This window comes from Candidatus Poriferisodalis multihospitum, assembly GCF_028283155.1.
Classification (GTDB): Bacteria; Actinomycetota; Acidimicrobiia; order Acidimicrobiales; family Poriferisodalaceae; genus Poriferisodalis; species Poriferisodalis multihospitum.
This window is the reverse complement of the sequence record NZ_JAPYOK010000120.1, coordinates 13,258-37,393: the sequence shown is the minus strand read 5'-3', so window position 1 is coordinate 37,393 and position 24,136 is coordinate 13,258. Positions and strand designations below refer to the sequence as shown.

At 67.5% G+C, this 24,136-nt stretch carries 23 protein-coding genes; 13 read left to right on the top strand and 10 right to left on the bottom strand.

The window, feature by feature from the left end:
* Positions 1–109 precede the first annotated feature (109 nt).
* A complete protein-coding gene (locus VI480_RS14525; protein WP_416246706.1) occupies positions 110–1,069 on the top strand; it encodes a ribonucleotide-diphosphate reductase subunit beta in 960 nt (319 codons plus the stop codon).
* On the opposite strand, the gene meaB is transcribed toward VI480_RS14525, so the two are convergent.
* Positions 1,066–2,052 (bottom strand): methylmalonyl Co-A mutase-associated GTPase MeaB, encoded by a 987-nt coding sequence (gene meaB / locus VI480_RS14520; protein ID WP_323673580.1) that lies wholly within the window; start codon positions 2,050–2,052, stop codon positions 1,066–1,068. The genes VI480_RS14525 and meaB overlap by 4 nt on opposite strands.
* Before the next feature lie 71 nt (positions 2,053–2,123).
* On the opposite strand from meaB, the gene VI480_RS14515 reads away from it, so the two are divergent.
* Positions 2,124–2,678 (top strand): hypothetical protein, encoded by a 555-nt coding sequence (locus VI480_RS14515; protein WP_323673579.1) that lies wholly within the window; start codon positions 2,124–2,126, stop codon positions 2,676–2,678.
* Between the two features lie 21 nt (positions 2,679–2,699).
* Here VI480_RS14515 and scpA read toward each other — a convergent pair whose 3' ends face one another.
* Positions 2,700–5,009, bottom strand: a complete 2,310-nt coding sequence (gene scpA / locus VI480_RS14510; RefSeq protein WP_323673578.1) for a methylmalonyl-CoA mutase — start codon at positions 5,007–5,009, stop codon at positions 2,700–2,702.
* Entirely contained in the window at positions 5,006–6,553 is a 1,548-nt protein-coding gene (locus tag VI480_RS14505; RefSeq protein ID WP_323673577.1) for a methylmalonyl-CoA mutase family protein, read from the bottom strand. The genes scpA and VI480_RS14505 overlap by 4 nt, the downstream gene beginning before the upstream one ends.
* Positions 6,554–6,637: 84 nt before the next feature.
* Here VI480_RS14505 and leuS point away from each other — a divergent pair, with 84 nt between their 5' ends.
* The 3 genes from leuS to VI480_RS14490 are packed head-to-tail and all read left to right on the top strand — an operon-like array spanning position 6,638 to position 12,031.
* Positions 6,638–9,523, top strand: a complete 2,886-nt coding sequence (leuS, locus tag VI480_RS14500; RefSeq protein ID WP_323673576.1) for a leucine--tRNA ligase — start codon at positions 6,638–6,640, stop codon at positions 9,521–9,523.
* An 18-nt stretch (positions 9,524–9,541) separates the two neighbouring features.
* The gene (locus tag VI480_RS14495) at positions 9,542–11,248 is read left to right on the top strand and encodes a thiamine pyrophosphate-binding protein (protein ID WP_323673575.1); all 1,707 of its coding nucleotides are present in this window, start codon (positions 9,542–9,544) and stop codon (positions 11,246–11,248) included.
* Positions 11,249–11,281: 33 nt separating this feature from the next.
* Positions 11,282–12,031 carry an SOS response-associated peptidase gene (locus VI480_RS14490; protein ID WP_323673574.1) on the top strand — a complete coding sequence of 250 codons (750 nt, stop codon included), beginning with the start codon at positions 11,282–11,284 and terminating at the stop codon, positions 12,029–12,031.
* Here VI480_RS14490 and VI480_RS14485 read toward each other — a convergent pair.
* The gene (locus VI480_RS14485; protein ID WP_323673573.1) at positions 12,028–12,423 is read right to left on the bottom strand and encodes an HIT family protein; all 396 of its coding nucleotides are present in this window, start codon (positions 12,421–12,423) and stop codon (positions 12,028–12,030) included. The two genes, VI480_RS14490 and VI480_RS14485, sit on opposite strands and share 4 nt — an antisense overlap.
* Before the next feature lie 82 nt (positions 12,424–12,505).
* Here VI480_RS14485 and VI480_RS14480 point away from each other — a divergent pair, with 82 nt between their 5' ends.
* The 6 genes from VI480_RS14480 to VI480_RS14455 all read left to right on the top strand — a co-directional run bounded on the left by VI480_RS14480 (position 12,506) and on the right by VI480_RS14455 (position 16,347).
* Positions 12,506–13,120 (top strand): CDP-alcohol phosphatidyltransferase family protein, encoded by a 615-nt coding sequence (locus VI480_RS14480; RefSeq protein WP_323673572.1) that lies wholly within the window; start codon positions 12,506–12,508, stop codon positions 13,118–13,120.
* 37 nt (positions 13,121–13,157) lie between these two features.
* Positions 13,158–13,559, top strand: coding sequence for a glycine cleavage system protein GcvH (gene gcvH, locus VI480_RS14475; protein ID WP_323673571.1), 402 nt, complete (start codon positions 13,158–13,160; stop codon positions 13,557–13,559).
* Positions 13,560–13,564: 5 nt separating this feature from the next.
* On the top strand, positions 13,565–14,017 hold the full coding sequence (locus tag VI480_RS14470) for an FHA domain-containing protein (RefSeq protein WP_323673570.1): 453 nt from the start codon (positions 13,565–13,567) through the stop codon (positions 14,015–14,017).
* On the top strand, positions 14,014–15,009 hold the full coding sequence (locus tag VI480_RS14465; RefSeq protein WP_323673569.1) for a MerR family transcriptional regulator: 996 nt from the start codon (positions 14,014–14,016) through the stop codon (positions 15,007–15,009). Before VI480_RS14470 ends, VI480_RS14465 begins: the two co-directional genes overlap by 4 nt.
* 52 nt (positions 15,010–15,061) lie before the next feature.
* The gene (locus VI480_RS14460) at positions 15,062–15,586 is read left to right on the top strand and encodes a bifunctional nuclease family protein (protein WP_323673568.1); all 525 of its coding nucleotides are present in this window, start codon (positions 15,062–15,064) and stop codon (positions 15,584–15,586) included.
* A gap of 173 nt (positions 15,587–15,759) precedes the next feature.
* Positions 15,760–16,347, top strand: a complete 588-nt coding sequence (locus tag VI480_RS14455; RefSeq protein WP_323673567.1) for a MerR family transcriptional regulator — start codon at positions 15,760–15,762, stop codon at positions 16,345–16,347.
* Positions 16,348–16,352: 5 nt separating this feature from the next.
* On the opposite strand, the gene msrB is transcribed toward VI480_RS14455, so the two are convergent.
* The 3 genes from msrB to VI480_RS14440 are packed head-to-tail and all read right to left on the bottom strand — an operon-like array spanning position 16,353 to position 18,303.
* Complete coding sequence (gene msrB / locus VI480_RS14450; RefSeq protein ID WP_323673566.1) at positions 16,353–16,778, bottom strand: peptide-methionine (R)-S-oxide reductase MsrB; 426 nt, start codon at positions 16,776–16,778, stop codon at positions 16,353–16,355.
* A 32-nt stretch (positions 16,779–16,810) separates the two neighbouring features.
* Positions 16,811–17,878, bottom strand: a complete 1,068-nt coding sequence (locus VI480_RS14445; protein ID WP_323673565.1) for an LLM class flavin-dependent oxidoreductase — start codon at positions 17,876–17,878, stop codon at positions 16,811–16,813.
* Between the two features lie 29 nt (positions 17,879–17,907).
* On the bottom strand, positions 17,908–18,303 hold the full coding sequence (locus tag VI480_RS14440) for a hypothetical protein (RefSeq protein WP_323673564.1): 396 nt from the start codon (positions 18,301–18,303) through the stop codon (positions 17,908–17,910).
* A gap of 108 nt (positions 18,304–18,411) precedes the next feature.
* Here VI480_RS14440 and VI480_RS14435 point away from each other — a divergent pair, with 108 nt between their 5' ends.
* Together VI480_RS14435 and VI480_RS14430 are read left to right on the top strand one after the other, a co-directional pair.
* Positions 18,412–19,272 (top strand): enoyl-CoA hydratase/isomerase family protein, encoded by an 861-nt coding sequence (locus VI480_RS14435; protein ID WP_323673563.1) that lies wholly within the window; start codon positions 18,412–18,414, stop codon positions 19,270–19,272.
* Positions 19,273–19,313: 41 nt separating this feature from the next.
* Positions 19,314–20,492, top strand: coding sequence for an aromatic ring-hydroxylating dioxygenase subunit alpha (locus VI480_RS14430; RefSeq protein ID WP_323673562.1), 1,179 nt, complete (start codon positions 19,314–19,316; stop codon positions 20,490–20,492).
* 33 nt (positions 20,493–20,525) lie between these two features.
* Here VI480_RS14430 and VI480_RS14425 read toward each other — a convergent pair whose 3' ends face one another.
* From VI480_RS14425 to VI480_RS14415, 3 genes are read right to left on the bottom strand one after another with little or no spacing between them, the layout of a single operon-like run.
* A complete protein-coding gene (locus tag VI480_RS14425) occupies positions 20,526–21,608 on the bottom strand; it encodes an alanine--glyoxylate aminotransferase family protein (RefSeq protein WP_323673561.1) in 1,083 nt (360 codons plus the stop codon).
* A gap of 36 nt (positions 21,609–21,644) precedes the next feature.
* Positions 21,645–22,526, bottom strand: coding sequence for an NAD(P)-dependent oxidoreductase (locus tag VI480_RS14420; protein WP_323673560.1), 882 nt, complete (start codon positions 22,524–22,526; stop codon positions 21,645–21,647).
* On the bottom strand, positions 22,516–24,096 hold the full coding sequence (locus VI480_RS14415) for a class I adenylate-forming enzyme family protein (protein ID WP_323673559.1): 1,581 nt from the start codon (positions 24,094–24,096) through the stop codon (positions 22,516–22,518). The genes VI480_RS14420 and VI480_RS14415 overlap by 11 nt, the downstream gene beginning before the upstream one ends.
* Positions 24,097–24,136: the final 40 nt, after the last annotated feature.

Genomic DNA, 24,136 nt, shown 5'->3' with positions numbered 1-24,136 from the left:
GGTGCCCGAGCCGCTTCCAGACGGCGAGTCGCAGACCAGCCCGGGCGCCGGTTCCGCTGCCCGCAGCGGCAACATCCTGGACCCTGGCTTCGAGTTGACACTGCGCCCGATGAGGTACCCGCAGTTCTTCGACATGTACCGCGACGCCATCCGCAACACGTGGACGGTCGAGGAGATCGATTTCTCCGACGACATCGTCGACCTCAACCGCAAGCTGGCGCCGGCCGAGCGGCACCTCATCAACCGGCTCGTGGCGTTCTTCGCCACCGGCGACTCGATCGTCGCCAACAACTTGGTGCTGAACCTCTACCAGCACATCAACAGCCCCGAAGCTCGCATGTACCTGAGCCGGCAGCTGTACGAGGAAGCGCTGCACGTGCAGTTCTACCTGACGCTGCTGGATCACTACATCCCTGATCTCGACGAGCGAGCGGCGGCGTTCTCGGCCATCGAGAACATTCCCTCCATTGCCGCCAAGGCCGACTTCTGTTTCCGCTGGATGGACAGCGTGTGGTCGCTCGACCAGCTCTCCACCGCCGAGCACCGCAAGGCGTTCCTGCTGAATCTCATCTGCTTCGCGGCGTGCATCGAGGGGTTGTTCTTCTTCGCGGCGTTCGCCTACGTCTATTTCCTGCGGTCGAAGGGATTGCTGAACGGGCTGGCGGCCGGCACGAACTGGGTGTTCCGTGACGAGTCGGCGCACATGAACTTCGCGTTCGAGGTGGTGCGGACGATCCGCTCAGAGGAGCCCGACCTGTTCGACCAGGATCTCGCCGATCGGATCCGCGAGATGATCGTCGAGGCGGTCGACGTCGAGACGCAGTTCGCGCGCGACGTGCTGTCAGGCGGCGTGGCGGGCATGTCCGTCGCCGACACCCGGTCCTACTTGGAGTTCGTGGCCGATCAGCGGTTGGCTCAGCTCGGGCTGCCGAAGAACTTCGGCTCCAAGAACCCCTTCTCGTTCATGGAACTGCAGGACGTGCAGGAGCTCACCAACTTCTTCGAGCGCACCGTCGCCGCCTACCAGGTCGGCATCGAAGGCGAGGTCGCCTTCGACGAGGACTTCTAGGCGTCAGCCGACCCGTCGAAGGCTGCCATCAGCTGGTCCGCCGCAGCGGTCGGCGTCAGACGGTCGGCTCGCACTTCGTCTTCGAGATCGGCCAGCAGGTCTTGAGCACGCGTCGTCAGCCGTGCGCGCATGCGCTCGGTCAGCATGGCGCGCATCCAGCGCACCCGCTGGTCCGCCCGGCGGGCTGCCAGCTCGCCCGATGCCGACATGAGCCGGCGGTGCTCGGCCACGTGGTCCCACAGCGTCTCGAGGCCATCTGCGGTCAGACCTGAGCAGGTGATCACCGGGGGAGTCCAAGTCGGCGACGCCGGCTTGGTCATGTGCAGCGCCAGCTGGTAGTCGCGTGCCGCGTTGGCGGCCCGCTCGACGTTGTCTCCGTCGGCCTTGTTGACCGCGATCAGGTCTGCGATCTCCAGGATGCCTTTCTTGATGCCTTGCAGGTCGTCGCCGGCGCCCGGCAGCATCAGCACCACAAAGAAGTCCACCATGCTGGCCACGGCCGTCTCTGACTGGCCGACGCCCACGGTCTCCACCAACACCACGTCGAAGCCTGCCGCCTCGAGCACACTGATGGTCTCGCGGGTCACCTGAGTGACCCCGCCGAGCTGGCCGGCTGTGGGCGAGGGCCGCACGAATGCCGCCGGGTCATTGGCCAGTGATGTCATGCGGGTCTTGTCGCCCAAGATGGAGCCGCCGTGCAGCGCCGACGTCGGGTCGACGGCCAGCACGGCCACCCGGTGACCCTGCCTCGTCAGCGCAGTGCCGAGCGTCTCGATGAGCGTGCTCTTGCCCACGCCGGGAACACCGGTGATGCCCACTCGGTGCGCACCGCCGGTGTGCGGCAATAGCTCGGCGAGCAGTTCCTGGGCCGGTTCGGCATCTTCTGCCAGCCGGGACTCGACGAGTGTGATGGCCCGGCCGACGGCGGCGCGGTCGCAGGCGCGCACGCCGGCGGCAAGCTCAGCGACATTGACTTCAGCCATCGGTAGCAAGGTACCGGGAGCCACGGCGACGGCCTGCCTGCGCGGACCGGCACTTCGGGCACAATGTGCGGGTGGGATTGCTGAAGCGGATGCGCACGGGGGACCGTTCTCACCCCGCCGAGCAGTACCTGAACCAAGGCGACCACCTGCACGCACTCGTGCCGGCGCAGGGCGGGCTGCACCCTTTCTCGATGCTGGTGATCGGCGTGGCGGCGCTGGCCGGCATCGTGCTGACAGTGGATCTGCCGTGGGTGCAGGTCAGCCTGATCTCCACGACAGTCTTCGCGACAGCAGCAGTGCTGACCATGTCGCGTTACCGCCTGCTCGCACTGACCGATGCCGACATCGTGGTCATGCGCACCCGGGCGCTGAGGCCGGCCAAGCCGGTCGAGCTGCTCGACCGCATCGAGCGCACAGCGCCGTTCGACATCCGCGGCTCGGCGTGGGGGCAAATCGTCGTCGGCGACGAGAAGCTGTGGGTGCACCGCCGCTACCACGGCCACCTGGAAGAAGCCGATGCGCGGCTCGCGGCCGCGCCGCGCGGCATGCGAGCGGCGTCCAGCTCGGCCTACCGCGCCGCTCGGGCCAAGAAGAAGGTCCGCAACGTGGGACGTCGCCATCGCTGAGCCGGTGGCCGTGGCAGGGCTCTAGCCAGCTCCTTCGAGCAGGTCGAGCATCTCGGCAGCGGCTTCGGCGATGACCGTTCCAGGCGGGTAGATCGCGGCGGCACCGGCCGTGCGCAGCGCGTCGAAGTCTTGGGCCGGGATGACGCCGCCGACGACGATCAGGATGTCGGGCCGGCCGAGTTCGCCAAGCGCTTCTTTCAGCTCCGGCACCAGCGTCAAGTGGCCCGCGGCGAGCGATGAGGCGCCGACGACGTGGACGTCGTTCTCGACGGCCTGGCGAGCTGTCTCGGCAGGTGTGCTGAACAGGGGGCCGATGTCGACGTCGAAGCCGAGGTCGGCGTAGGCGGTGGCCACCACTTTCTGGCCCCGGTCATGGCCGTCCTGGCCCATCTTCGCAATGAGGATGCGCGGCCGCCGCCCGGTCTGTTCGCCGAAAGCAGCAACCCGCTTGCGTACGGCATCGACGGCGGCCGCCATCGGACCGGTACTGCCGTCGCCTGCGTCGCCCGAACTGTCGCCAGCCATCTCGCTCCCGTACACGCCGCTGATCGTGCGTATCTGGGCAGTGTGCCGCCCGAAGGCGTCCTCCATCGCCGCGCTGATCTCCCCCACGGTGGCATGGCAGCGCGCCGCGTCGACGGATGCGGCCAGCAGGTTGCCCTCGCCGCTGCGGGCTACCTCGCGCAACGCGTCCAGCGAGCGTCGCACGACATCGGCGTCGCGGTCGGCTCGCAGACGGTCCAGCTTTGCAAGCTGGGCGCTTCGCACTTCGGCGTTGTCGACGCGCAGGATGTCGACTTCATTGGACAGCTCAGACCTGTAGCGGTTGATCCCGACAACCGTGCGCTGCCCAGCCTCGATGCGAGCCTGGGTGCGGGCCGCCGCTTCTTCGATGCGCATCTTGGGGATGCCGGCCTCGATGGCGCGAGCCATGCCGCCGAGCTGTTCGATTTCGTCGATGTGGGCGGCAGCCCGCTGCGCCAGCTCGGCGGTGAGCCGCTCCACGTAGTAGCTCCCGCCCCAGGGGTCAATCACCCGGGTCGCGCCGGCTTCGTGCTGCAGGAACAGCTGCGTGTTGCGGGCGATGCGGGCGCTGAAGTCGCTCGGCAACGCCAACGCCTCATCGAAAGCGTTGGTGTGCAGGCTCTGGGTGTGGCCGTCGACGGCGGCCATGGCCTCGATGCAGGTGCGCACGACGTTGTTGTACGGATCCTGGGCAGTGAGCGACCAGCCCGAGGTCTGGCAGTGCGTCCGCAACGACAGCGACCGTGGATTCTGGGGCTCGAAGCCGGCGACCAGCTTGGCCCACAGCAGCCGGGCGGCCCGCAGCTTGGCCACCTCCATGAAGAAGTCCATGCCGATGCCCCAGAAGAAGCTCAGGCGCGGGGCGAAGTCGTCGATGCCCATGCCGGCGCCGATGCCGCAGCGCAGGTACTCCAGGCCGTCGGCCAGCGTGTAGCCCAGCTCGAGGTCGGCGGTGGCCCCGGCCTCCTGCATGTGGTAGCCGGAGATGGATATCGAGTTGTAGCGAGGCATCTCGGCGGAGGTGAACTCGAAGATGTCGCTGATGATCCGCATGGAGGGCTGAGGCGGATAGATGTAGGTGTTGCGGACCATGAACTCCTTGAGGATGTCGTTCTGGATGGTCCCAGTGAGCTGGGCGGGAGCAACCCCCTGCTCCTCGGCGGCCACCACATAGAGCGCCAGCACCGGCAGCACAGCGCCGTTCATGGTCATCGACACGCTCATGCGGTCGAGCGGGATGCCGTCGAACAGCGTGCGCATGTCCAGGATCGAATCGATGGCCACACCTGCCATGCCCACGTCTGAGCTCACCCTGGGATGGTCCGAGTCGTAGCCCCGGTGGGTCGCAAGGTCAAAAGCAACCGACAGGCCGCGCTGCCCCGCGGCCAGATTGCGCCGGTAGAACGCGTTGGAGTCTTCGGCGGTGGAGAATCCGGCGTACTGGCGGATCGTCCACGGCTGGTTGGTGTACATCGTCGGGTACGGGCCGCGCAGGTACGGGGCGAAGCCGGGGTAGCCGTCGAGGTATGTGCGCCTTCCGGGGACGTTCCCGCTGGCGCCTGGTTCGCCGTCGTACAGGTCGGCGACGTCCGCAGCGACGTACAGCGGCGCGATGTCGATGCCTTCGGGCGTGGTGCTGGGAGCCGGGGCGCGGCCGGTTTCGGAGGCGAATCGCTCCGCCCACTCTGCTCTTGCCGACCCTTCAGGCAGTGGCGAAGATCCAGGGCCGCTCGCGCCGTTCGGGCCTCCGTGTGCCGGCCCGGTGTCATCAAGCTGGATGTTCGAGAAGTCCCCGATGACACTCATGACCCTGCATCTCCCGTCACAGCTTCGTCATTCGTCCCAGTCTCGTAGGGCGCTGCCCAGCGGTGCACGCCCAGCCCGACCGTAGGCGTGCCGGCCGGTTCGCCAGCGGAGACGCTCGCCCCCGAATCCTGCGCAGCCTGCGAGTCCACGAAGTCGGTGACGCCGACGAGCACGTGCTGGCCCGCGGCGATCTGCTCGTCGCGCAGCGCTCGTTCGGCGGCGATCGATGCCTCCAGATCGCCGCTGGCCATCGCAGCGCATATTCCTCCGGCTGCTTCGATCTCCCCGAAGCGGTCCCAGGCTGCGTGCGCCAGCTTGCGCGTGAGGTCTTCGAGGTACCAGCTTCCCCCGGCAGGATCGATGACCGATCCGATGCGGCTCTCGTGGCGAAGGATCAGCTGTGTGTTGGCGGCGACGCGCCACCCCAGGCTGCTCGATGCCTGACCGGCGCTGACGGCGTCAAAGGGGCGGACTGTGATGGCGTCGACGCCGCCGTTCGCAGCGCCGAATGTCGCCGTGGTGGCGCGCAGCATGTTCACCCACGGGTCAACAGCGCTCAGCATGGCCGTCGCGGTGACGGCGTGGAGCCACATCGGCGGCGCCTCGCCGCTGGCACCGTCGACCCCGCAGGTGCCCAGCACCTGGGTCCAGCACATCCGCAGCGCCCGGCACTTGGCGGTGACCAGGAAAGCGTCGGGTCCTGCGGACAGCGTGAAGCCCAGCAGACGGGCAGCCGCATCCGCGTTGAGGCCCGGCCCGTCGGCGTCGTCGCAGAGCGCCCGCAGCCACGCCACCCCGGTCGCGAGCATCGCAGCCAGCTCGGTGGCGTCGCTCGCGCCGGCATCGGTGAAGACCGATCCGTCAGCCTCCAGCGGCACCGCCCCAGGCGAGCGCTGCGCAATCTCGGCGGCGCCGCGTGCTGCGCTGCACATGGAGGAGTCGAGCGTGGCGCAGTCACCCGGATTGGCCCAGTGCCAACCGCTTGCGGCCGCCGCGATCGGGTCGAGACCCAGCCACGAGCGCAGGCCTGCGAGCTCCACACCGTGACGGTCGAAGACATCCAGCAGTGCCGCGGCGTGTACGGGCGATGCGCCGGACTGCAAGTGGATCGGCACGCCGGCGCCGGCCGCATCGCCGATGCCTGCCGCGAGTGCGACGGCATCACCGTCGGCGTCCCAGCCCCGGGCGACCGTAACGGCATCCACGCCCGATGTCGTGTCCACGGCGACGGCATCGGGCGTGCCCGCGAGTCGTACGTCGTGGATCTGGCGCACCTCCCAGCCCAGTGCGCCGCTTGCGGCGGCGGCGCCTCGGGTGAACGGTGCACTGCCGGGCAAGCCTGACGGATCTGCCTCGGTGCCGTGGCGATGCGCGGTGTACAGCGGGGCGGTCTCGATGCCGTCGAGCAGCGTCGAGTGGAGCGACGACAGCGGCTCGCCCCGCAGCGCGCCTTCGGCCGCGGCCTCCCAGTCGCTCTCGGAGACATCCGCGAAGCCAGGATCGCTGAGCGCGGTGTCGTGCTGCGATGGGGACGTCTCGGCCACGGTCCGCAGGGTAGCGGTCACCTTCCGGACGGGAATGTGGCTCTCTCTTAGTGATTTGCGGGTGACCGTGGCATCCTTTCCCGCATGAATTCCCCCTCATCGGCCGATGTCGCTGTCGCGCATTCAGCTGAGGGGAGCGAGCTCCCTCCGTATCGCTACAACGCCGAGATGGCGAACGAGATCGAGCTGCGCTGGCAGGAGAGGTGGAGAGCCGAAGGCACCTACCGCACACCCAATCCCGGCACGTCGCCGGCGGATCCGGCGACCAACAAGAACAAGCTCTTCATCATGGACATGTTCCCGTACCCGTCGGGTTCGGGCCTGCATGTGGGGCACCCGCTGGGCTACATCGGCACCGACGTGTATGCACGTTTCAAGCGCATGTGCGGCTACGTGGTGCTGCACCCGATGGGCTATGACGCGTTCGGCCTGCCTGCTGAGGAGCATGCTCGCCAGACCGGTGAGCACCCCCGCGTCAATACGGAGCGGAACATTGCCAACATGTCGCGCCAGCTGGCTCGGCTGGGACTCGGGCACGACGACCAGCGATCGCTGGCCACGACCGATGTCGCGTACTACCGCTGGACGCAGTGGATCTTCCTGCAGATCTTCAATTCCTGGTACGACACCGACACGCAGCGAGCCCGCCCGATCGCGGAGTTGATCGAGCTATTCGAGAAGGGGCAGAAGGCCACCACCAGCGGAGCTGTGTGGGCCGGGATGAGCGACGTTGAGCGGCGTACCGAGCTCGACGAGCACCGCCTGGCCTACTTGGGCGAAGCACCGGTCAACTGGTGCCCTGCGCTGGGAACGGTGCTGGCCAATGAGGAGGTCACCAACGAGGGGCGGTCCGACCGGGGCAACCATCCGGTCTTCCGCCGCCCGATGAAGCAGTGGATGATGCGCATCACGGCGTATGCCGACCGGCTGCTGGCCGACCTCGACCGGGTGGACTGGTTCGAGAGCGTCAAGCTCATGCAGCGCAACTGGATCGGCCGAAGCGAAGGCGCATACATCAGCTTCGCGACCGACGCCGAGCCCGGCAGTTCCGGTCCAGCCATCTCCAATGCGAACAGCTCCGGCCCAGCCATCGAGGTATTCACCACCCGTCCCGACACGATCTACGGGACGACGGCGATGCTGCTGGCGCCCGAGCACCCGCTCGTCGACGAGCTGGTCGCAGACGTGTGGCCCCCTGGCACCGATCAGCGCTGGACTGGGGGTGCCGCTACGCCCCGTGAGGCCCTCGACGCGTACCGGGCCCAGGCAGCAGCGATGACCGACTTGCAGCGCCAGACCGAGCGCGACAAGACCGGTGTGTGGCTGGGCGTGAACTGCCGCGTGCCCACAAGCGGCGCGCCAGTGCCGGTGTTCGTCGCCGACTACGTGCTGATCGACTACGGCACGGGCGCGGTCATGTCGGTGCCCGGAGAGGACCAGCGCGACTGGGACTTCTCCGTCCGGTTCGGGCTGCCGATCATGCGCACCGTGCAGCCGCCGCCAGATTTCGACGGCGAGGCCTATGACGGTCCCGGGCCGGCCATCAACAGCGATTTCCTGAACGGCTTGGAAAAGGCCGATGCCATCGACGCCATCTGCGGCTGGCTGGACGAGCGGAGCTGCGGCCGCCGCACGGTCACCTACAAGCTGCGGGACTGGCTGTTCAGCCGGCAGCGCTACTGGGGCGAGCCGTTCCCGATCGTGTTCGACGAGACGGGTCTTGCATTGGCAGTGCCCGAAAGCGAGCTGCCGGTGGAGCTGCCCGAGCTGATCGACTGGGCGCCCCGAGCGCTGGACGAGTCGTCGGAACCGGAGCCGCCGCTGGGTCGTGCCACCGAGTGGGCCACCGCTACCTACGACCTGGGCGACGGCGCGCGCACGTACCGTCGTGAGCTGAGCACGATGCCCCAGTGGGCCGGATCGTGCTGGTACTACTTGCGCTACCTCGATCCCGCCAACGACGAAGCCTTGGTGAATCCCGAGGTGGAGCGGTATTGGATGGCAGACCCCGATGGCGGCGTCGGGGGTGTCGATCTCTATGTCGGCGGTGTGGAGCATGCCGTGCTGCACCTGCTGTATGCCCGCTTCTGGCACAAGGTGCTGTACGACCTGGGTCACGTGAGCGGTCCCGAGCCGTTCGGCCGGTTGTACAACCAGGGCTACATCCAGGCGGCTGCCTACCAGGACAGCCGGGGGGTGTACGTGGAGGCTTCGGAGGTGGTCGAGCGGGACGGCACGTTCTTCTGGGGTGATGTCGAGGTCACCCGTCACTTCGGCAAGATGGGCAAGTCGCTGCGCAACGCGGTCACGCCCGACGACATCTACAGCGCGTATGGGGCCGACACGCTGCGGACCTACGAGATGTTCATGGGTCCGCTGGATCAGGGCCGTCCGTGGGAGACCCACTCGGTGATCGGCTCTCACCGGCTGCTGCAGCGCGTGTGGCGGAGCTTGGTCGACGAGGAGACCGGCGAGATCACGGTCGCCGATGTCGAACCCGACGCTGACCTCGAGCGTCTAGTGCACCGAACAATCGACGCGGTCACCGATGCCATGTCGGATCTGCGCTTCAACTCGGCGATCGCGCGCATCACCGAGCTGAACAACGAGCTGACCCGGCGGGGCGGCGCGACGCCCCGTTATGTCGCCGACGTGCTGGTGCGCCTGCTGGCGCCGCTGGTGCCGCACCTGGCCGAGGAGCTGTGGTCGAAGCTGGGCAATACGACCACGGTGGTCTACGCACCATTCCCACAGGCCGATCCGGCGCTGTTGGCGGCCGAGTTGATCGAGGTGCCCGTGCAGGTGAACGGCAAGGTCCGCAGCCGGATCACGGTCGATGCCGGCATCTCGCCCGCCGGTCTCGAAGCCGCAGCGAAGGCCGACGAACGCATCGCCCAGCTCACCGCCGGCGCAGACATCCGGCGCGTGGTGACCGTACCGGGCAAGCTGGTGAACATCGTGCTGGCGTAGGCCAGCAGCATCAAACACGTGCTGGCAAAGGGGGAGAACGACATGAGCGGCAAGGAACGGCGAGCGCTGGGCGTGACGGCCACCGAGACCCACGGCGGCAAGCTCGCCGCAAGGGCACTGAAGGCAGCCGGGGTGGAATGTGTGTTCACGCTGTCCGGCGGGCACGTCATGGGCATCTATGACGGCTGCCTCGACGAGGGCATCGACGTGATCGACGTCCGCCATGAGCAAGCAGCGACGCATGCCGCCGATGCGTGGGCGCGCCTGCACCCGGGCAAGGTGGGGGTGGCCATCCTCACCGCTGGCCCCGGGGTCACCGACGGCGTCACCGGCGTGGCGAATGCCTGGCGGGCCAACTCGCCAATCCTGGTCTTCGGCGGACAGGGGCCGTTCAAGCACGCCGGCCGCGGTTCGCTGCAGGAGATGGACCACGTGTCGCTCATGCGGCCGGTGACGAAGTGGTCAGGTGCGTGCGGGGAAACCCGCCGCATTGCCGAGTACATCGAGTTGGCCGTGCGCACGGCGCTCAGCGGCGTGCCCGGCCCGGCCTTCCTCGAGATACCCATGGACATCCTGCACGGGCGGGTCGATCTTGATGCCGTCGAGGTGCCCAGCTTTCGCGACTACCGGGTGGCCGCCGCCGCTGCAGCCCCTCTGGTGGAACAGGCAGCCCAGTTGATCGCCTCAGCGGAACGACCCGTCGTGATGGCCGGCACGGCGCTGAAATGGAGCGAAGGCGGCGACGCGTTGGCGGCATTCCTGGATGCCACGTCTGTGCCCTGTTACGTGAACGGCATGGCGCGCGGGGAGATCGCCTGGGATCACCCGTCGTTTCTCTCGCTCACTCGCAAGGAAGCACTCGAAGCCGCTGACGTGGTGATCCTGGCCGGCACGCCGCTCGACTTCCGCATGAAGTTCGGCCGCGCCATCCCCGCAGACGCGCGCATCGTGCAGCTCGACCTGGACGAGACGCTCATCGGCCAGAACCGCCCCGCCGATGTCAGTCTCGTCGGCAACCTCGGTGCCAACTTCGATGCGCTGCTCGACGTGCTCAAGGCCACTGGCGTGACCGTGGACGCCAGCGCACAGCTTGCGGCGCTGCGCACGCGCGAGATCGAGCTGGACGAGGCCCGCAGTGCCGAGCTCAACAGCGACGAGGTGCCGATCGACCCGCTGCGGCTGTGCCGCGAGATCGCCGACGCTGTCACCGACGACATGATCGTGATCGGCGACGGAGGCGACATTGTGGCCCAAGCCTCCAAGGTGATCCGGGTGCCCAGGCGCGGCACCTGGATGGACCCGGGACCGCTCGGCACGCTCGGTGTCGGGATGCCGTTCGCGCTGGCGGCGCAGAAGGCGCACCCGGACAAGCGGGTACTGATCGTTTACGGCGACGGCTCGTTCGGGCTCAACGGCTTCGAGTACGACACTGCCGTGCGATTCGGCCTGCCCATCGTGGGAGTCGTGGGCAACGACGCTGCGTGGGGCCAGATGCTGCGCCCGCAGGCTGGCCTCTACGGCCAGGACCGGGTGGTGGCCACCGAGCTCAACTACACCCGCTACGACAAGGTGGTCGAGGCCATGGGTGGCCACGGCGAGCACGTGACCGAGCCTGACCAGATCGCACCTGCGCTTCAGCGAGCCTTCGACTCGGGTATGCCGGCACTGGTCAATGTGGAGATCCGCCAGGACCGCGGGGCCATGAAGGGCTCCACCTACGTATAGCGGGGCGACGCCACCCGACGAGGCGGCAAGCGCATGTGCGGACGGTTTGTCTCAGCAGCCAGCCTCGAGCAGATAGCAGCCCACTTCGACACCCCGCTGCCGGGTTTCGACGCACCCCGCAGCTACAACGTGGCACCCACTGCCGACATCGTGGCCGTGGTGGCCAACGACAACGCCCGCCAAATCGAGACGTTCCGCTGGGGCCTCGTGCCAGCTTGGTCCAAGGACCCCACGAAGGGCCCGCCGCTGTTCAACGCGCGTTCCGAGACAGCGTCTACCAAGAACACGTTCCGCAGCGCGTTCGTGCGGCGTCGCTGCATCGTGCCGGCAGATGGCTTCTATGAGTGGCCAAAAGCGCCGAAGGGGACGAGTCCCGATGAGCGCCCGCTCCCGCATTACATCACGCGTACGGATGGCGGCATGCTCGCCATGGCGGGATTGTGGGAGCGGTGGTGGCCGCCCGAGGATGCTCCCGACAGCAGCGGCTCAGTCTCGGAACGGCGCGTGCTGCACTCCGCAACGGTGTTGACCACAGCAGCGAACGATTTCATGGTGCCGATTCACGACCGCATGCCGGTGCTGCTGGAGCGTTCGGCGTGGGATGCGTGGCTGGATCCCGCTAACGACGGCATCGACATGCTGTCGGCTATGTGCGCGCCCGCTGCCGAGGGCATTCTGCGCTCGCATCAAGTCGGCCGCGTCCTCGGCAACGTCCGCAACAGCGATGCCAGTCTCATCGAACCCGCGGACCCCACCGAAGCGGCGCCAGACCGGCTTTTCTAATCCAGCGCGGCGCGGATGGCTTCGGCGGGCCCGCTCAGATCCTCGGCCGAGGCCATGGGCAGAGGTCGGGCGAAGTTCATGTCGGCCATCGAGTTCACCGGGCACACATGAATGTGGCAGTGAGGCACTTCGAAGCCGGCGACCACCAGACCGATGCGTTCGGGTCTCAAAGCCTGCATCTGTGCTTGGCCGATGCGTCTGGACACATCGAACAGGTGCGACTGCAGGTCGGCCGGGACGTCCAGCCAGTGGTCAATCTCGGCGATAGGCACGACCAGCGTGTGACCCGGCGACAGCGGATTGATGGACAGGAATGCAACACAGCGGTCGTCGCGCCACACGAATGTCCCGGGCAGCTCGCCCTCGATGATCCGCGTGAACACAGTGCTCATCGCGCGCATCCTAAGGATGCGCCAGAGCTCATGCGCGCAGCCTAAGAGGCTGAGCCGACTGCATCTCAGTACTGTGAGCCGCGTGAGCGAGGCCTCCGATGCGCCGCCGGTCCCCGACCCTGGGTGGCGGCCATTCACCGTGCCGAACCTGATCAGCCTGGCTCGCCTGTGCTGCCTGCCGTGGTTCGTGTGGCTGGTGTTCGGCGCCGAGGACCGTTGGGCCGCGGCATTGCTGCTCGGCGCTCTCGGTGCCACTGACTGGGTCGACGGCTGGGTGGCGCGTCGCTTCAACCAGGTCTCCGAGCTCGGCAAGATCCTGGACCCCACTGCCGATCGGCTGCTGCTGCTGGTCGCGCTCGTCGTGATGATCGCCGATGGCTCGCTGCCGCTGTGGATCGCGGTGCTGGCACTGTTCCGCGAGGGAGTGGTCGCCGTGGCGGCGCTGGTGCTGGGAGCACTCGGCGCTCGCAAGATCGACGTGACCTGGTGGGGCAAGACCGGCACGTTTCTCATGATGTTCGCCGTGCCGTGCTTCCTGGCTTCCCACAGCGATATCGGCGTGGCGGATGCCTTCGGAGTGGCAGCCTGGGTATTCGTTGCGACCGGCCTGCCGATCCATTACTGGTCGGCGGTGGGCTACATCCCCCAGGCCTTCGATGCAGTGCGCGAGGGGCGCGCAGGCAGCGCCAGCGGCTGAGCTATCGGTGTGACAGCTATCCGGTAGGTTCGCGAACATGGAGATACCCGCCGAGCTTCGCTACTCGAGCGATCACGAATGGGTGCGCCCCGCCGATGGCGGGGTGCAGGTAGGCATCACCGATTTCGCACAGGATGCGCTCGGTGATGTCGTGTATGTGGAGTTGCCCGAGATCGGTGCTCAGGTCACTGCCGATGAGCCAATGTGCGAGATCGAGTCCACCAAGTCGGTTTCGGACATCTTTGCCCCGGTCTCGGGCGAGGTCGTCGAGGTGAACGTCGCCCTCGAGGACGAGCCGCAGCTGGTCAACGAATCGCCGTACGGCGACGGGTGGATCTGCGTCATCGCCCCGACTGAAGACGCAGCGCAGGCGTCCGCCGAGATGGAGGCGCTGCTCGATGCCGATGGCTATGCCGCGCTGATCGCCGAGGACATCTGATCGTCATGGCCATCGTCTGCGGAAGGTGCGGGTACTCGAACGCTGACGATGCACGCTTCTGCTCGGGCTGCGGGACGCGTCTCGACCCCTCTGCCGATGCGCCCACCGAGGTGCTCTCGCCTGTCGGTGTCACCGAGGTCCCGCCTTACAGCGGCCAAGCGGAACTCGTGGTCACTTCTGGGCACCGGTCGGGAACCCGGTTCGAATTGGCCGGCGACCGCGTCACCGTCGGTCGCCACCCCGACAGCGATGTGTTCTTGGACGACATCACCGTGTCACGCCGCCATGTGGTGCTCGAGCTCAGTCACGGGGGTCACATCCTGTATGACGTGGGCTCGCTGAACGGCACCTATATCAACGGCGTTCGCACCGACGGCGAGGTCGTCTTGCACAGCGGCGACGAGTTGCAGGTGGGCAAGTTCAAACTGCTCTACCTGGTTGCCTCGGTCGGGCTGTGAGCGCCGGAGTCCAGCCTTCCTCACCTGGAGCACGACTGTCGATCGGCGAGGTCGTTGCGTTGCTGCGGCCCGAGTTCAGTGATCTGACCGATTCCAAGATCCGGTTCCTCGAAGATCGCAAGCTCATCTCGCCTGCCCGCACGCCGGGCGGCTACCGCAGCTTCGGATCCCACGACATCGAAGTGCTGCGCTGGATCCTCACCCGCCAACGCGATCAGTACCTGCCGCTCAGCATCATCGGCGAACGGATCGATCGCGGCGAGCATCTGGCCGACATCTGGGGCATCGGCGTCACCGAGCCCGTCGAGTTGCCAGCCGCCGCTGAGACAGCGCCTGAGTCTGAAGAAGCTGGCGGACATGCAGCCGGTCTGACAGGCGGGAGGCCAGCTGACGACGGGGCCGTTGACCCAGATGCGGGCGACCAAGACCTCGACAACCAAGACCTCGACAACCGAGAGCCCGCTGTCCGCGCAAGAATACCGGCCGAGGTACCGACTCCTGGTGGCACTGGACTGCCGTGGGCTGCAGAGGACGACACCCGCACCTATAGCGCAGCCGACCTGAGTGCCGAGACCGGGCTCACCCTTGACGAGATCGCTGAGCTGACCGATTTCGGGTTGCTCGTGCCGCTCGCCGATGACGACGCGACTCGGCTGACGCCGCCGCAGCCCGGCGCAACACCATCCGACCCAGTGCAGGCCTCGTTGGGCCTGGAACCGCCTGAGCTGCGCTACGGCAGCAGTGCGCTGCTCATCGCCCGCATCTCGCGCGAGTTCGCCACCTACGGTTTGCAGGCTCGCCACCTGCGTGTCATCCGCAATGCGGCGGCGCGGGATGCCTCCATGTTCGAGCAGGGCATCCAGCCGATTCTGCATGCCGGCGGCGCGTCGGCGGAGCTCGACGCGCTGCGGTCCTTGGGCCGTTTGACGGCGCTGTGCGAGCGCTTGCGGTCGGTGGTGATGGGGGAGGCGTTGCGCCGCTACCGGCAATAGCACCAGGTCACTCCGGGCTCGGTGCTCGCAAGGGCCGAAGTAGTGTGCGGGCATGGTCGAGATGGAGCTTCTTGGCGTGCAGGTGGAGATGCCCTCGCAGAGCCCGCTCTTGTTGCTGCGTGAGACCGGCGGTTCTCAGCGAGTGCTGCCGGTGGTCATCGATACCCCCGAGGCCCAGGCGATCTATCGCGGCATCGAGCAGATTCGCGTGCCGAGGCCCCTCACGCACGACCTGATGGCGGCCATCTTGGATGTCCTCGGAGCGACGCTGGTCAAGGTGACAGTCACCGACTTGCGCGATCGCACCTTCTTCGCCGAGATGGAGGTCACCATCGGCTCGGACACCCACACGATCTCCGCCCGGCCGAGCGATGCCGTCGCACTGGCCGTGCGGGCCGACACGCCCATCTTCGCCAGCGAGTCGGTGCTGGACGAAGCGGGGCAGATCATCGAGCTCCCCGCGGATCCCCCCGACGATGTCGACCCCGATGAGCTCCTCGACGAGTTCAAGCAGTTCTTGGACGACGTGCAGCCCGACGATTTCGGTCCCGCGGCGGAGGCCGGCGAAAAAGAGTGAGGCGCGGCGGCCCCACCGCCGCTGCGGCCGATCGATTGTTCGATGCTCGTCCTGAGGGGCCTCTTGCGCTGGCGCGACTGGTCCCCGTACGCTTTGTGAACGTGCAGATCACAGCCCGGTAGTTCGCAGGGTGTGATTTGCTGCGTGTGACCCACGCAGGAGAGGAGATACCGATGGCCGGCCAGCAACCAGCTTCCGACCCTGTGCCGACGACGTCGCAAGAAGCCGGCGCGCCGTCACAGCCTGCCGCCACCTCGGCGAGTGCCGACGTGTCTGGCGAGGCCGCGCCGGAGGTGGCAGGAGCCATTGTCGAGGGATTCTCCAGCAAGCAGGCTGAGAAAATCGTCGGGATCAGCTACCGCCAGCTCGATCACTGGGCCCGCAAGGGCCTGGTGCAACCATCAGTCGCTCAGGCCGAGGGCAGCGGCTCTCGGCGCCGGTATTCCTACAACGACCTCGTCGAGTTCAAGATCGCGAAGAAGATGCGCGACCAAGGCATCGACCTGAAGTCGATTGCCCGAGCGTTCGACTATCTGCGCAACCAGCTCGGCGGCGAGGTTGCCTCGGCGAACATTGTCATCAGCGGCAGCGACGTGTTGTGGGCTGACGATGATCGGGTGCTCAGCCTGCTGCGCCAGGGTCAGGCGGCGATGCTGACCGTGCTGCCGGTGGCGGGCGTTCGCCGTGAACTCGACGCGGACGTCGTGAAGCTGCTGCCCGACGAGCCCATCGCCACCCAGCTCAGCCTCGACTTGGAATAGCGAACTCAGCCCGATTCTTCGGCGGGCGCGAACTGCAGCGACGCCGAGTTCATGCAGAACCGGTTACCGGTCGGACGGGGACCGTCCGGGAACACGTGGCCGAGGTGCGCCCCGCAGGCCTTGCACATCACCTCGGTGCGGATCATGCCGTACGAGCGATCGACCTCGGTGTCCACAGCCTCGCCGGAAACAGGCTGGGTGAAGCTGGGCCAGCCCGAACCGCTCTCGAACTTCGTCGCTGAGTCGAACAGCTCGGCACCGCACACGATGCAGTGATACGCGCCGACATCGTGGTTGTCCCATGTCTCGCCGGTGAACGGACGCTCGGTTCCTGCTTCCTGGGTGACGTGGTACTGCATCGGCGTCAACCGCTCACGCAACTCGGACTCGGTGAACGTAACGACGCGTCCAGTCTCAGATTGCCCAGTCATGTGCACCACGGTAGTGACACGGCCGGCCCCAGTCAGGTCGCCCCGGCGGGCTCGGCGTTGACGGCTTGGACGATGTCGATCATCGCCGCCAGCGTGTCCAGCCGGGCTGCGGCGGTCGCCCCTTCAGGCTGCAGGCGCAGGACATCCACGCCGGCGTCTCGGTACGCCCGCACTTGGTTCATGACCTGTTCGTGGGTGCCCAAGAAGTTGGTCTCGGTCACGAGTCGATCCGGGACTGCAGCCGCTGCTGCGGCCCGATCGCCGTCGAGCCACAGGCGCTGCACGTGGCGACACTCTTCTTCGAAGCCTGCTCGGCGGTAGGCGTCGTTGTAGAAGTTGGCGGTGGCCGATCCCATGGCGCCCAGCGTGAACGCAAGGCCAGGTCGCCGCGGCTCGATGAGGGCGTCGAGATCGTCGCCGAACTCGACTGCGCCGCCGGCCTGGCAGGCCACCGAGCCCGGCGGGCGTCCTGCGGCTGCAACTGCGTCCACTACCTGACCCCAGGTGACCTCGGGGCGACTCGGCACGAAGCACACGCCGACCCAGCCGTCGGCGGCCTCGCCGGTGTAGCGCAGAGACTTGGGACCGAGGGTCGCGAGCCAGATCTCGATCGAATCGTTGGCGGGCTGCGCGAGTCGCAACGACTTGCCCTGCCCGCCTGGCAGCGGGAGCACATGGTGGCGGCCGTCGTAGGCGATCTTCTCGCCGGCAAAGGCCTGGCGGCAGATGTCCACTGTCTCGCGCAGCCGTCCCAGCGGGTCGCCAAAGCGCACCCCGTGCAGGCCCTCGACCACCTGCGGCCCGCTGACCCCGAGCCCCAGGATGAACCGGTCACCGGTCATGGCCGCGAGCGAGAGCGCGGTCATCGCTGTCATGACCGGGGCGCGGGCCGAGATCTGCAAGATGCCCGTGCCGAGCTGGCAGCGTTCGGTCACCGCAGCGAGGTAGGCCAGCGTGCTGACACCGTCCATGCCCCATGCCTCAGCCGACCACAGGATGTCGACGCCGAGGCGGTCGGCCTCCCGCAGGAACTCGACCTGTTCGTCCCAGTCGCGCCGCTTGCCCGACGCCGGCCCTCCGAACCCGATGGCTGTGCGCACGCCCGGAACCCTAGATCGCTAGTGGAAGCTCAGGCGGGGTGCAGCGTCACCAGCCCGCCGAGCTGGGCGAGGTCCTGCAAGGCTTGGTCGTAGAAGAAGCGCGCCGAGCAGGCGTCACGCGCCCACGCCTCCTCCTCCGACGACGGGTAGCGCCCGACGGCGCCGATGCTCAGCTCGCCGGTGGAGGCGGAGCTGATCGTTGTGCGATTGCCCACGAGCAGTTCCTCGAGGGCATCGCTCCGATCGCCCGGTTCATCGAACACGAACAGCCGGCCGCCGTCGGTGACGAACGGTGTGACGTAGTAGGTGCGGTCGCCTGCAGGCGTCTCGGTGTCGAGTCGCAGCATGAGCACGCCGTCGAACGGAGCAAACGGGGCAATGGGCGCAGGCGGCGCCTCGCCTGCGCCGCCGGTTTCAGGAGCCACGGCGGGCAGCGTACCGAGCAGCAGATCGGCGCATCGGTCCGTCTTTTCACTAGGTTCAGCATGCGACCCGCCTCGGAGCGGATCACCTGGCGCAGGGGGCAACGAACCATGTCAAGCGAACAAGCCGGCTACCTGGACACCGAGTACTTCGGATTCGAGCAGGCGCTGGACTCGAACGGAGTGCTGACGGTGACGTTCAACCGGCCCGAGTCGATGAACGCTTCGACCCACTCGATGAAGCGCGACCTGATCGAGCTGATCACCCAGGCTCAGATGGATGACGCTGTGCGGGTACTGCTGTTTACTGGTCAGGGCCGGGCGTTCTGGGCCGGAGACAACCTGGGCAGCTATGAGGCGGAGCATCCCTCGGCAACGCCGGAAATCTTCGGCGGGCACCACAACGCCGCTGGCACGTACAACAGCCTGCGGACGATCTCCCAGGCCGTCAACACCGCTGTGCGCCGTCTGGACAAGCTGACGGTCGCGGCCATCAACGGCTTCGCGATCCAGACAGGCTTCAGCTTCGCCCTTGCATGCGACTTCCGGATCGCGGCACGATCAGCCCGGATGGGATCGGCGACGCTTCGCTTCGGCCTGCTGCCAGACGAGGGGGGCCAGTGGCTGCTGGTGCAGCACCTTGGTGTCGCTCGAGCGACCGATTTCATGATGCGCAAGCGGATCGTGGATGCCGACACCGCACACGAGCTCGGGCTGGTGCACGATGTGGTCGACGACGAGCAGCTTCCTGCTGCGGCCGCCGAACTCGCAGCCGAGATGGCCGACGGACCGCAGGTGGCGATGCGCATGCTCAAGCGATCGATCCTGCTGGCTGCCGAGATGACGTGGGAACAGTCCCTCGACGAGATCGCTTCCAAGACGGCGATCACCGATCACCTGCCCGATGCCGCCGAAGGTGTCTCGGCCTTCCTGTCCAAGCGGCAGCCTGAGTTCAACGACTGGCTTCGCTGAGCGGCTGTTCTGCGGCGCCGCGTGCTGGCATACTGCCGACCGTGGAGCACGCTGAACAGGTCAGCCATATCAAGACACTGCTGGCGCGGCTCGACTCCGGCACCAACGTGGATGCCGGCGGCGTGCGCTACAACCCCACGTCCTCCTATACCGACCGCGAGCTCGCACGCATCGAGCGGCGCGAGTTCTTCGACACCCACCCGCAGATGGTGGGGCTGTCGGGCGACTTGCCCGAGGTCGGCTCATTCATGACCCAAGACGATCTGGGCACGCCGATGCTGCTCGTGCGATCGCCGAGCGGCCGGTTCCGGGCGTTCGTGAATTCCTGCCGCCACCGCGGCGTGGTCATCGAGGCCGAGCCGCGCGGGCGCAAGCGCCGATTTGCCTGCCCGTTCCACAACTGGACCTACGACGCCGACGGCGCGCTTGTGGGCCTGCCGAAGTCGGATCACTTCGGCGAGCTCGACCGCGACGACCTGGGGCTGGTGGAGCTGTCAGCGGTCGAGCGTCACGGCCTGCTGTGGGTGCACCCCCAGCCCGGTGGCACGCTCGACCCCGATGCGCTGCTGGGCGACGAGCTCGCCGCCGACTTCGCGGGCTGGGACTTCGGCAAGTTGCAGTGGCTGGGCTGTGATACCTACGAGGTCGGCTGCAACTGGAAGCTCGCCATGGACACGTTCGGCGAGACCTACCACTTCCCCGTGCTGCACTCCGACACGCTGTCGAATGACTTCTACGGCAACGTGCAGTGCTACGACGAGTTCGGGCGCCATCACCGGCTGATTCTGTGCCGCCGCTCCATCGAGGACGCACGTGAGCGGCCGCCGTCGGAGTGGGACATCACCCGCTATGGACTGCCGGTGTACTGGCTGTTCCCGAACGTGCAGCTCATCCCGTCGCGCGAGGTGCTGTTCCTGGTACGGGCCTATCCCCACCCGACCGAGCCCGGCCGCCACACCAGCCAGATCTCCTTCTACCTGCGGCCCGGCATCGCTCGCGACGACGCCGAGTTCGATTTCATGGCCGAGGCGTCGCGGGCATTCAGCAACGTCATCCGCGACGAGGACTATGTGATGAGCGCCAGCCAGCAGCGTTCGGCCGACAGCGGCGCGCTCGAAAATGTCGTGTTCGGGCGCAACGAGCCGGCGTTGCACCACTTCCACAACACCTACCGGGCTGCGCTGGGCCAGGAACTGCTGCCACTGCACCCGACGCCTTGAGCGGGCGTGGCGGTCCATCAGGCCGCCGGGCGCTCAGCCGCTCACAAGTTCTTCCAGCGCTCCCAGCAGCATCCTGACGTTGCGCATCCGGGCCGTGTGCCCCATGCAGCCAATGCGCCACACCTTGCCGGCAACGGGTCCGAGCCCGCCGCCCACCTCGATGCCGTAGCGGTCCATCAGGGCACGACGCCCGGCAGCGTCGTCGAGGCCGTCCGGCAGAGTGACAGTGGTGAGCTCGGGCAGGCGGTGGCCCTCTTGGGCCCACAGCCCGAATCCGAGCTCGGGCAGGCGCGCGTGCAGTTCGTCGCCGCAGGCCTGGTGACGAGTCCACGCGTTCTGGAGCCCTTCGTCGAGTACAGCGCCGAGGCCGGCGTTCAGCGCATAGAGCATGGAGATCGGTGCGGTGTGGTGGTAGGCGCGGGCGCCTTCGCCTACGACATACGCCCGGATCATGTTCAGGTCCAGGTACCAGCTCTGGGGCCGCTCGACGAGCGATTCCAGCGCCCTATCGCTGACAGTGAGGGGCGCGAGGCCGGGGGGCACGCCGAGGCACTTCTGCGTGCCGCTGTAGGCGATGTCGACGGCCCAGCCGTCGATGTCGACCTCGATGCCCCCCAGAGAGGTGACACAGTCGACGAGCAGCAGAGCATCGCCCTTGCCCTGGCCGAGCGGCGCGATGTCGTTGCGCACGCCGGTGGACGTTTCGGCGTGCACAACGGCGATGATTCTCGGTGAGGGATGGGCGTCGATCAGTCGCTGCGGATCGATGGCGCGGCCCCATTCCTCGTTCACCGCCACGACGTCGGCACCGCACCGTGCTGCTACATCGCACATGCGCGTGCCGAAAACGCCGTTGACGCCGATGACGACAGTGTCGCCAGGCTGGACGAAGTTGCAGAACGCGGCTTCCATGCCCGCGGACCCGGTGGCGCTGACCGGAAACGTGAGCAGGTTGTTCGTCTGCCACACAGTCCGCAGCCGGTCGTTGGTCTCGTCCAGCAGGGCGATGAACTCCGGGTCGAGGTGGCCCAGTACCGGGCGGGTGAACGCCTCCATCACCTCGGGATAGGGATTGGAAGGCCCCGGGCCCATCAGGATTCGGTCGCTGTGTGTCACGGGCCCGCACGGTACCGGTCACACACCGTCTCCGAGTCAGGGAGATCCTGGGGGGCGCAAGAGGGTGATGAGGCTCGAGGTGTCCCAGCGTCCGCCGCCGAGTTCCTGGACACGTTTGTAGAACTGATCGACGAGTGAGGTGACCGGCAGGAACGCGCCGTTTCGCTGCGCCTCGGCGAGCACGATGCCGAGGTCCTTGCGCATCCAGTCCACAGCGAAGCCGAAGTCGAATTCGCCTGCGGTCATCGTGGTACCGCGATTGGACATCTGCCACGACCCCGCCGCGCCCTTCGAGATGGTCTCCAGTACTGCGTCGAGGTCGAGGCCGGCACGGCGGCCGAATTCGAGGCCTTCCGACAGGGCTTGCACCAGCCCGGCAATGCAGATCTGGTTGACCATCTTGGTGAGCTGTCCTGACCCGGCGGGCCCGACGAGCGTGACCGCTCTGGCATACGCGTCCATCGCGGGGCGAGCCCGCTCGAAGTCTCCGCCGTCACCGCCGCACATGACGGTGAGCATGCCGCCCTGTGCCCCGGCCTCGCCGCCGGACACCGGCGCGTCCACAAAGCCCACCCCTCGCTCGGCACAGGCGGCAGCCAGCTCTCGTGCCAGATCGGCCGAGGCGGTCGTGTGATCTACCAGCACAGAGCCTTCGCTCATAGCCCCCAATGCCCCGTCATCGCCGTACGCAACCGCTCGTACGTCGTCATCAGCGCCGACACACATGAACACGATTTCGGCGCCGCTGGCCGCATCCGCCGGCGTCGCGGCGACTCGACCCGAGTGCTCGCCCGACCACCGCTGCGCCACGGTTGCGGTCCGGTTGAAGACAGCCACCCGGTGCCCGGACGCCGCGAGGTGACCGGCCATGGGGTAGCCCATGACGCCGAGCCCGATGAAGGCGACGTCATTGGGCACGGTGTACTCCGTTGTTCTCGGTGAGCATTGCTCGCACCTCGTGTTTGCGGACCTTGCCGAGCGCTGTGCGGGGAAGCTGGTCGGCCCAGAACACTGCCTTGGGGTGCTTGAAGCGTGCGAGCCGCCCATCGAACAGCCGCAGCAGCTCGGCAGCGGTCTCGTCGTCGGCATCGGGCGGACCTGCGTCTGCGCCACCTGAGGCACGCACGGCCACGATCACGGGCACCTCGCCCCAGCGCTCGTGGGGCACGCCCACGACGGTCGCTTCGGCGACAAGGTCAGTGCCCGAGAGCGCTTCCTCAAGCTCGGCGGGGTAGATGTTCTCGCCCCCGGAGATGATCAAGTCGGTGCGGCGATCGTCGATGAATATCCAGCCGTCGGCGTCGGCGTGCCCGATGTCGCCCGTGTGGAACCAGCCGTCCGTGAGGGCCTCGGCGGTGGACTGCGGATCGTTCCAGTACTTCCGCAGCACGCTCGGCCCCCGCACCCACAGCTCGCCGTGCTCGCCTGGCTCCGCGTCGGTCCCGGCATCGGTGACGATGCGCACCTCGCACATCGTGGACGGCTTGCCGCACGAGCCCGGATGGCCGGCCGCCTCGTCGCAGCGCAAGTGCACCGCAATCGGGGCGGTCTCGGTGGACCCGTAGATCTGCCCGACCGGCAGCCCGCGATCGAAGTAGGGCCGTGTGACGGCTGCGGGCACCGGCGATGAGCCCGTCATGATGCCGCGCAGCGAGCTGAGGTCTGCTTCAGAGAATCGCGGATGGGCCGACACGGCGGCGAGCGCTGCGGGGACCAGCACGGTCCAGGTCGGCTGCCACTCCTCGACGTCATCGAGGAACTGTCCGGCATCGAAGGCGCGCTGCAGCCGTACCGCCGCCCCGCCGAGCAGTGCAGGGAGCGATTGGATGTTCAGCCCGCCGACGTGGAACAGCGGGATGGTGGTCAGCACCCGGTCGGTGCTCGTGAGATCGTGCGCGTGGGTGGCGTTGACCGCGTTGGCTGCCATGGCCGCTTGGTCCAGTACGGCGCCCTTGGGGTGCCCGGTCGTGCCCGATGTGTACGCCAGTAGCACCGGATGTTCCGGCGTGCCGACTCGCGGCGGGGCACCGGCAGCGGCGGCTTGGCCGGCGGAGCTGTCCGGCTTGCCGACCCGCGGTTCATCTGCCATCACGTGAACGTCGCAGCGTGAGCCGATCCGTGCCGCGTGGTCGGCGAAGGCCGAGTCCACCGTGAGCAGGCGCGGCTCGGCGTGGTCGAGGATCCACTGGTGCTCAGGCGGCACGAGGCGCGAGTTCAGCGGCAGGTAGACGGCGCCGAGCCAGGAGCAGCCGAGCATCAGCCGCAGCGCTGCTGGCCGGTTGGGACCGAGCCAGGCCACCCGGTCGCCGTCGCCGATGCCTGATGCGGCCAGCCAGGCGGCGGTCTCGGCGATCTGATCGGCGAATTCGCGGTAGGTGTGCTCGACACCCTCGAACGCGACTGCGGGCGCATCAGGTCGATGCTGAGCCCAGCGTTCGACTCGCGCCGCGAGGTCGGCCCCGACCGACAGCGGTGCCGTGTCGCTCACGATGCGTGCCAGCAGCCCGCAGGGTGACCAGATGCGGACA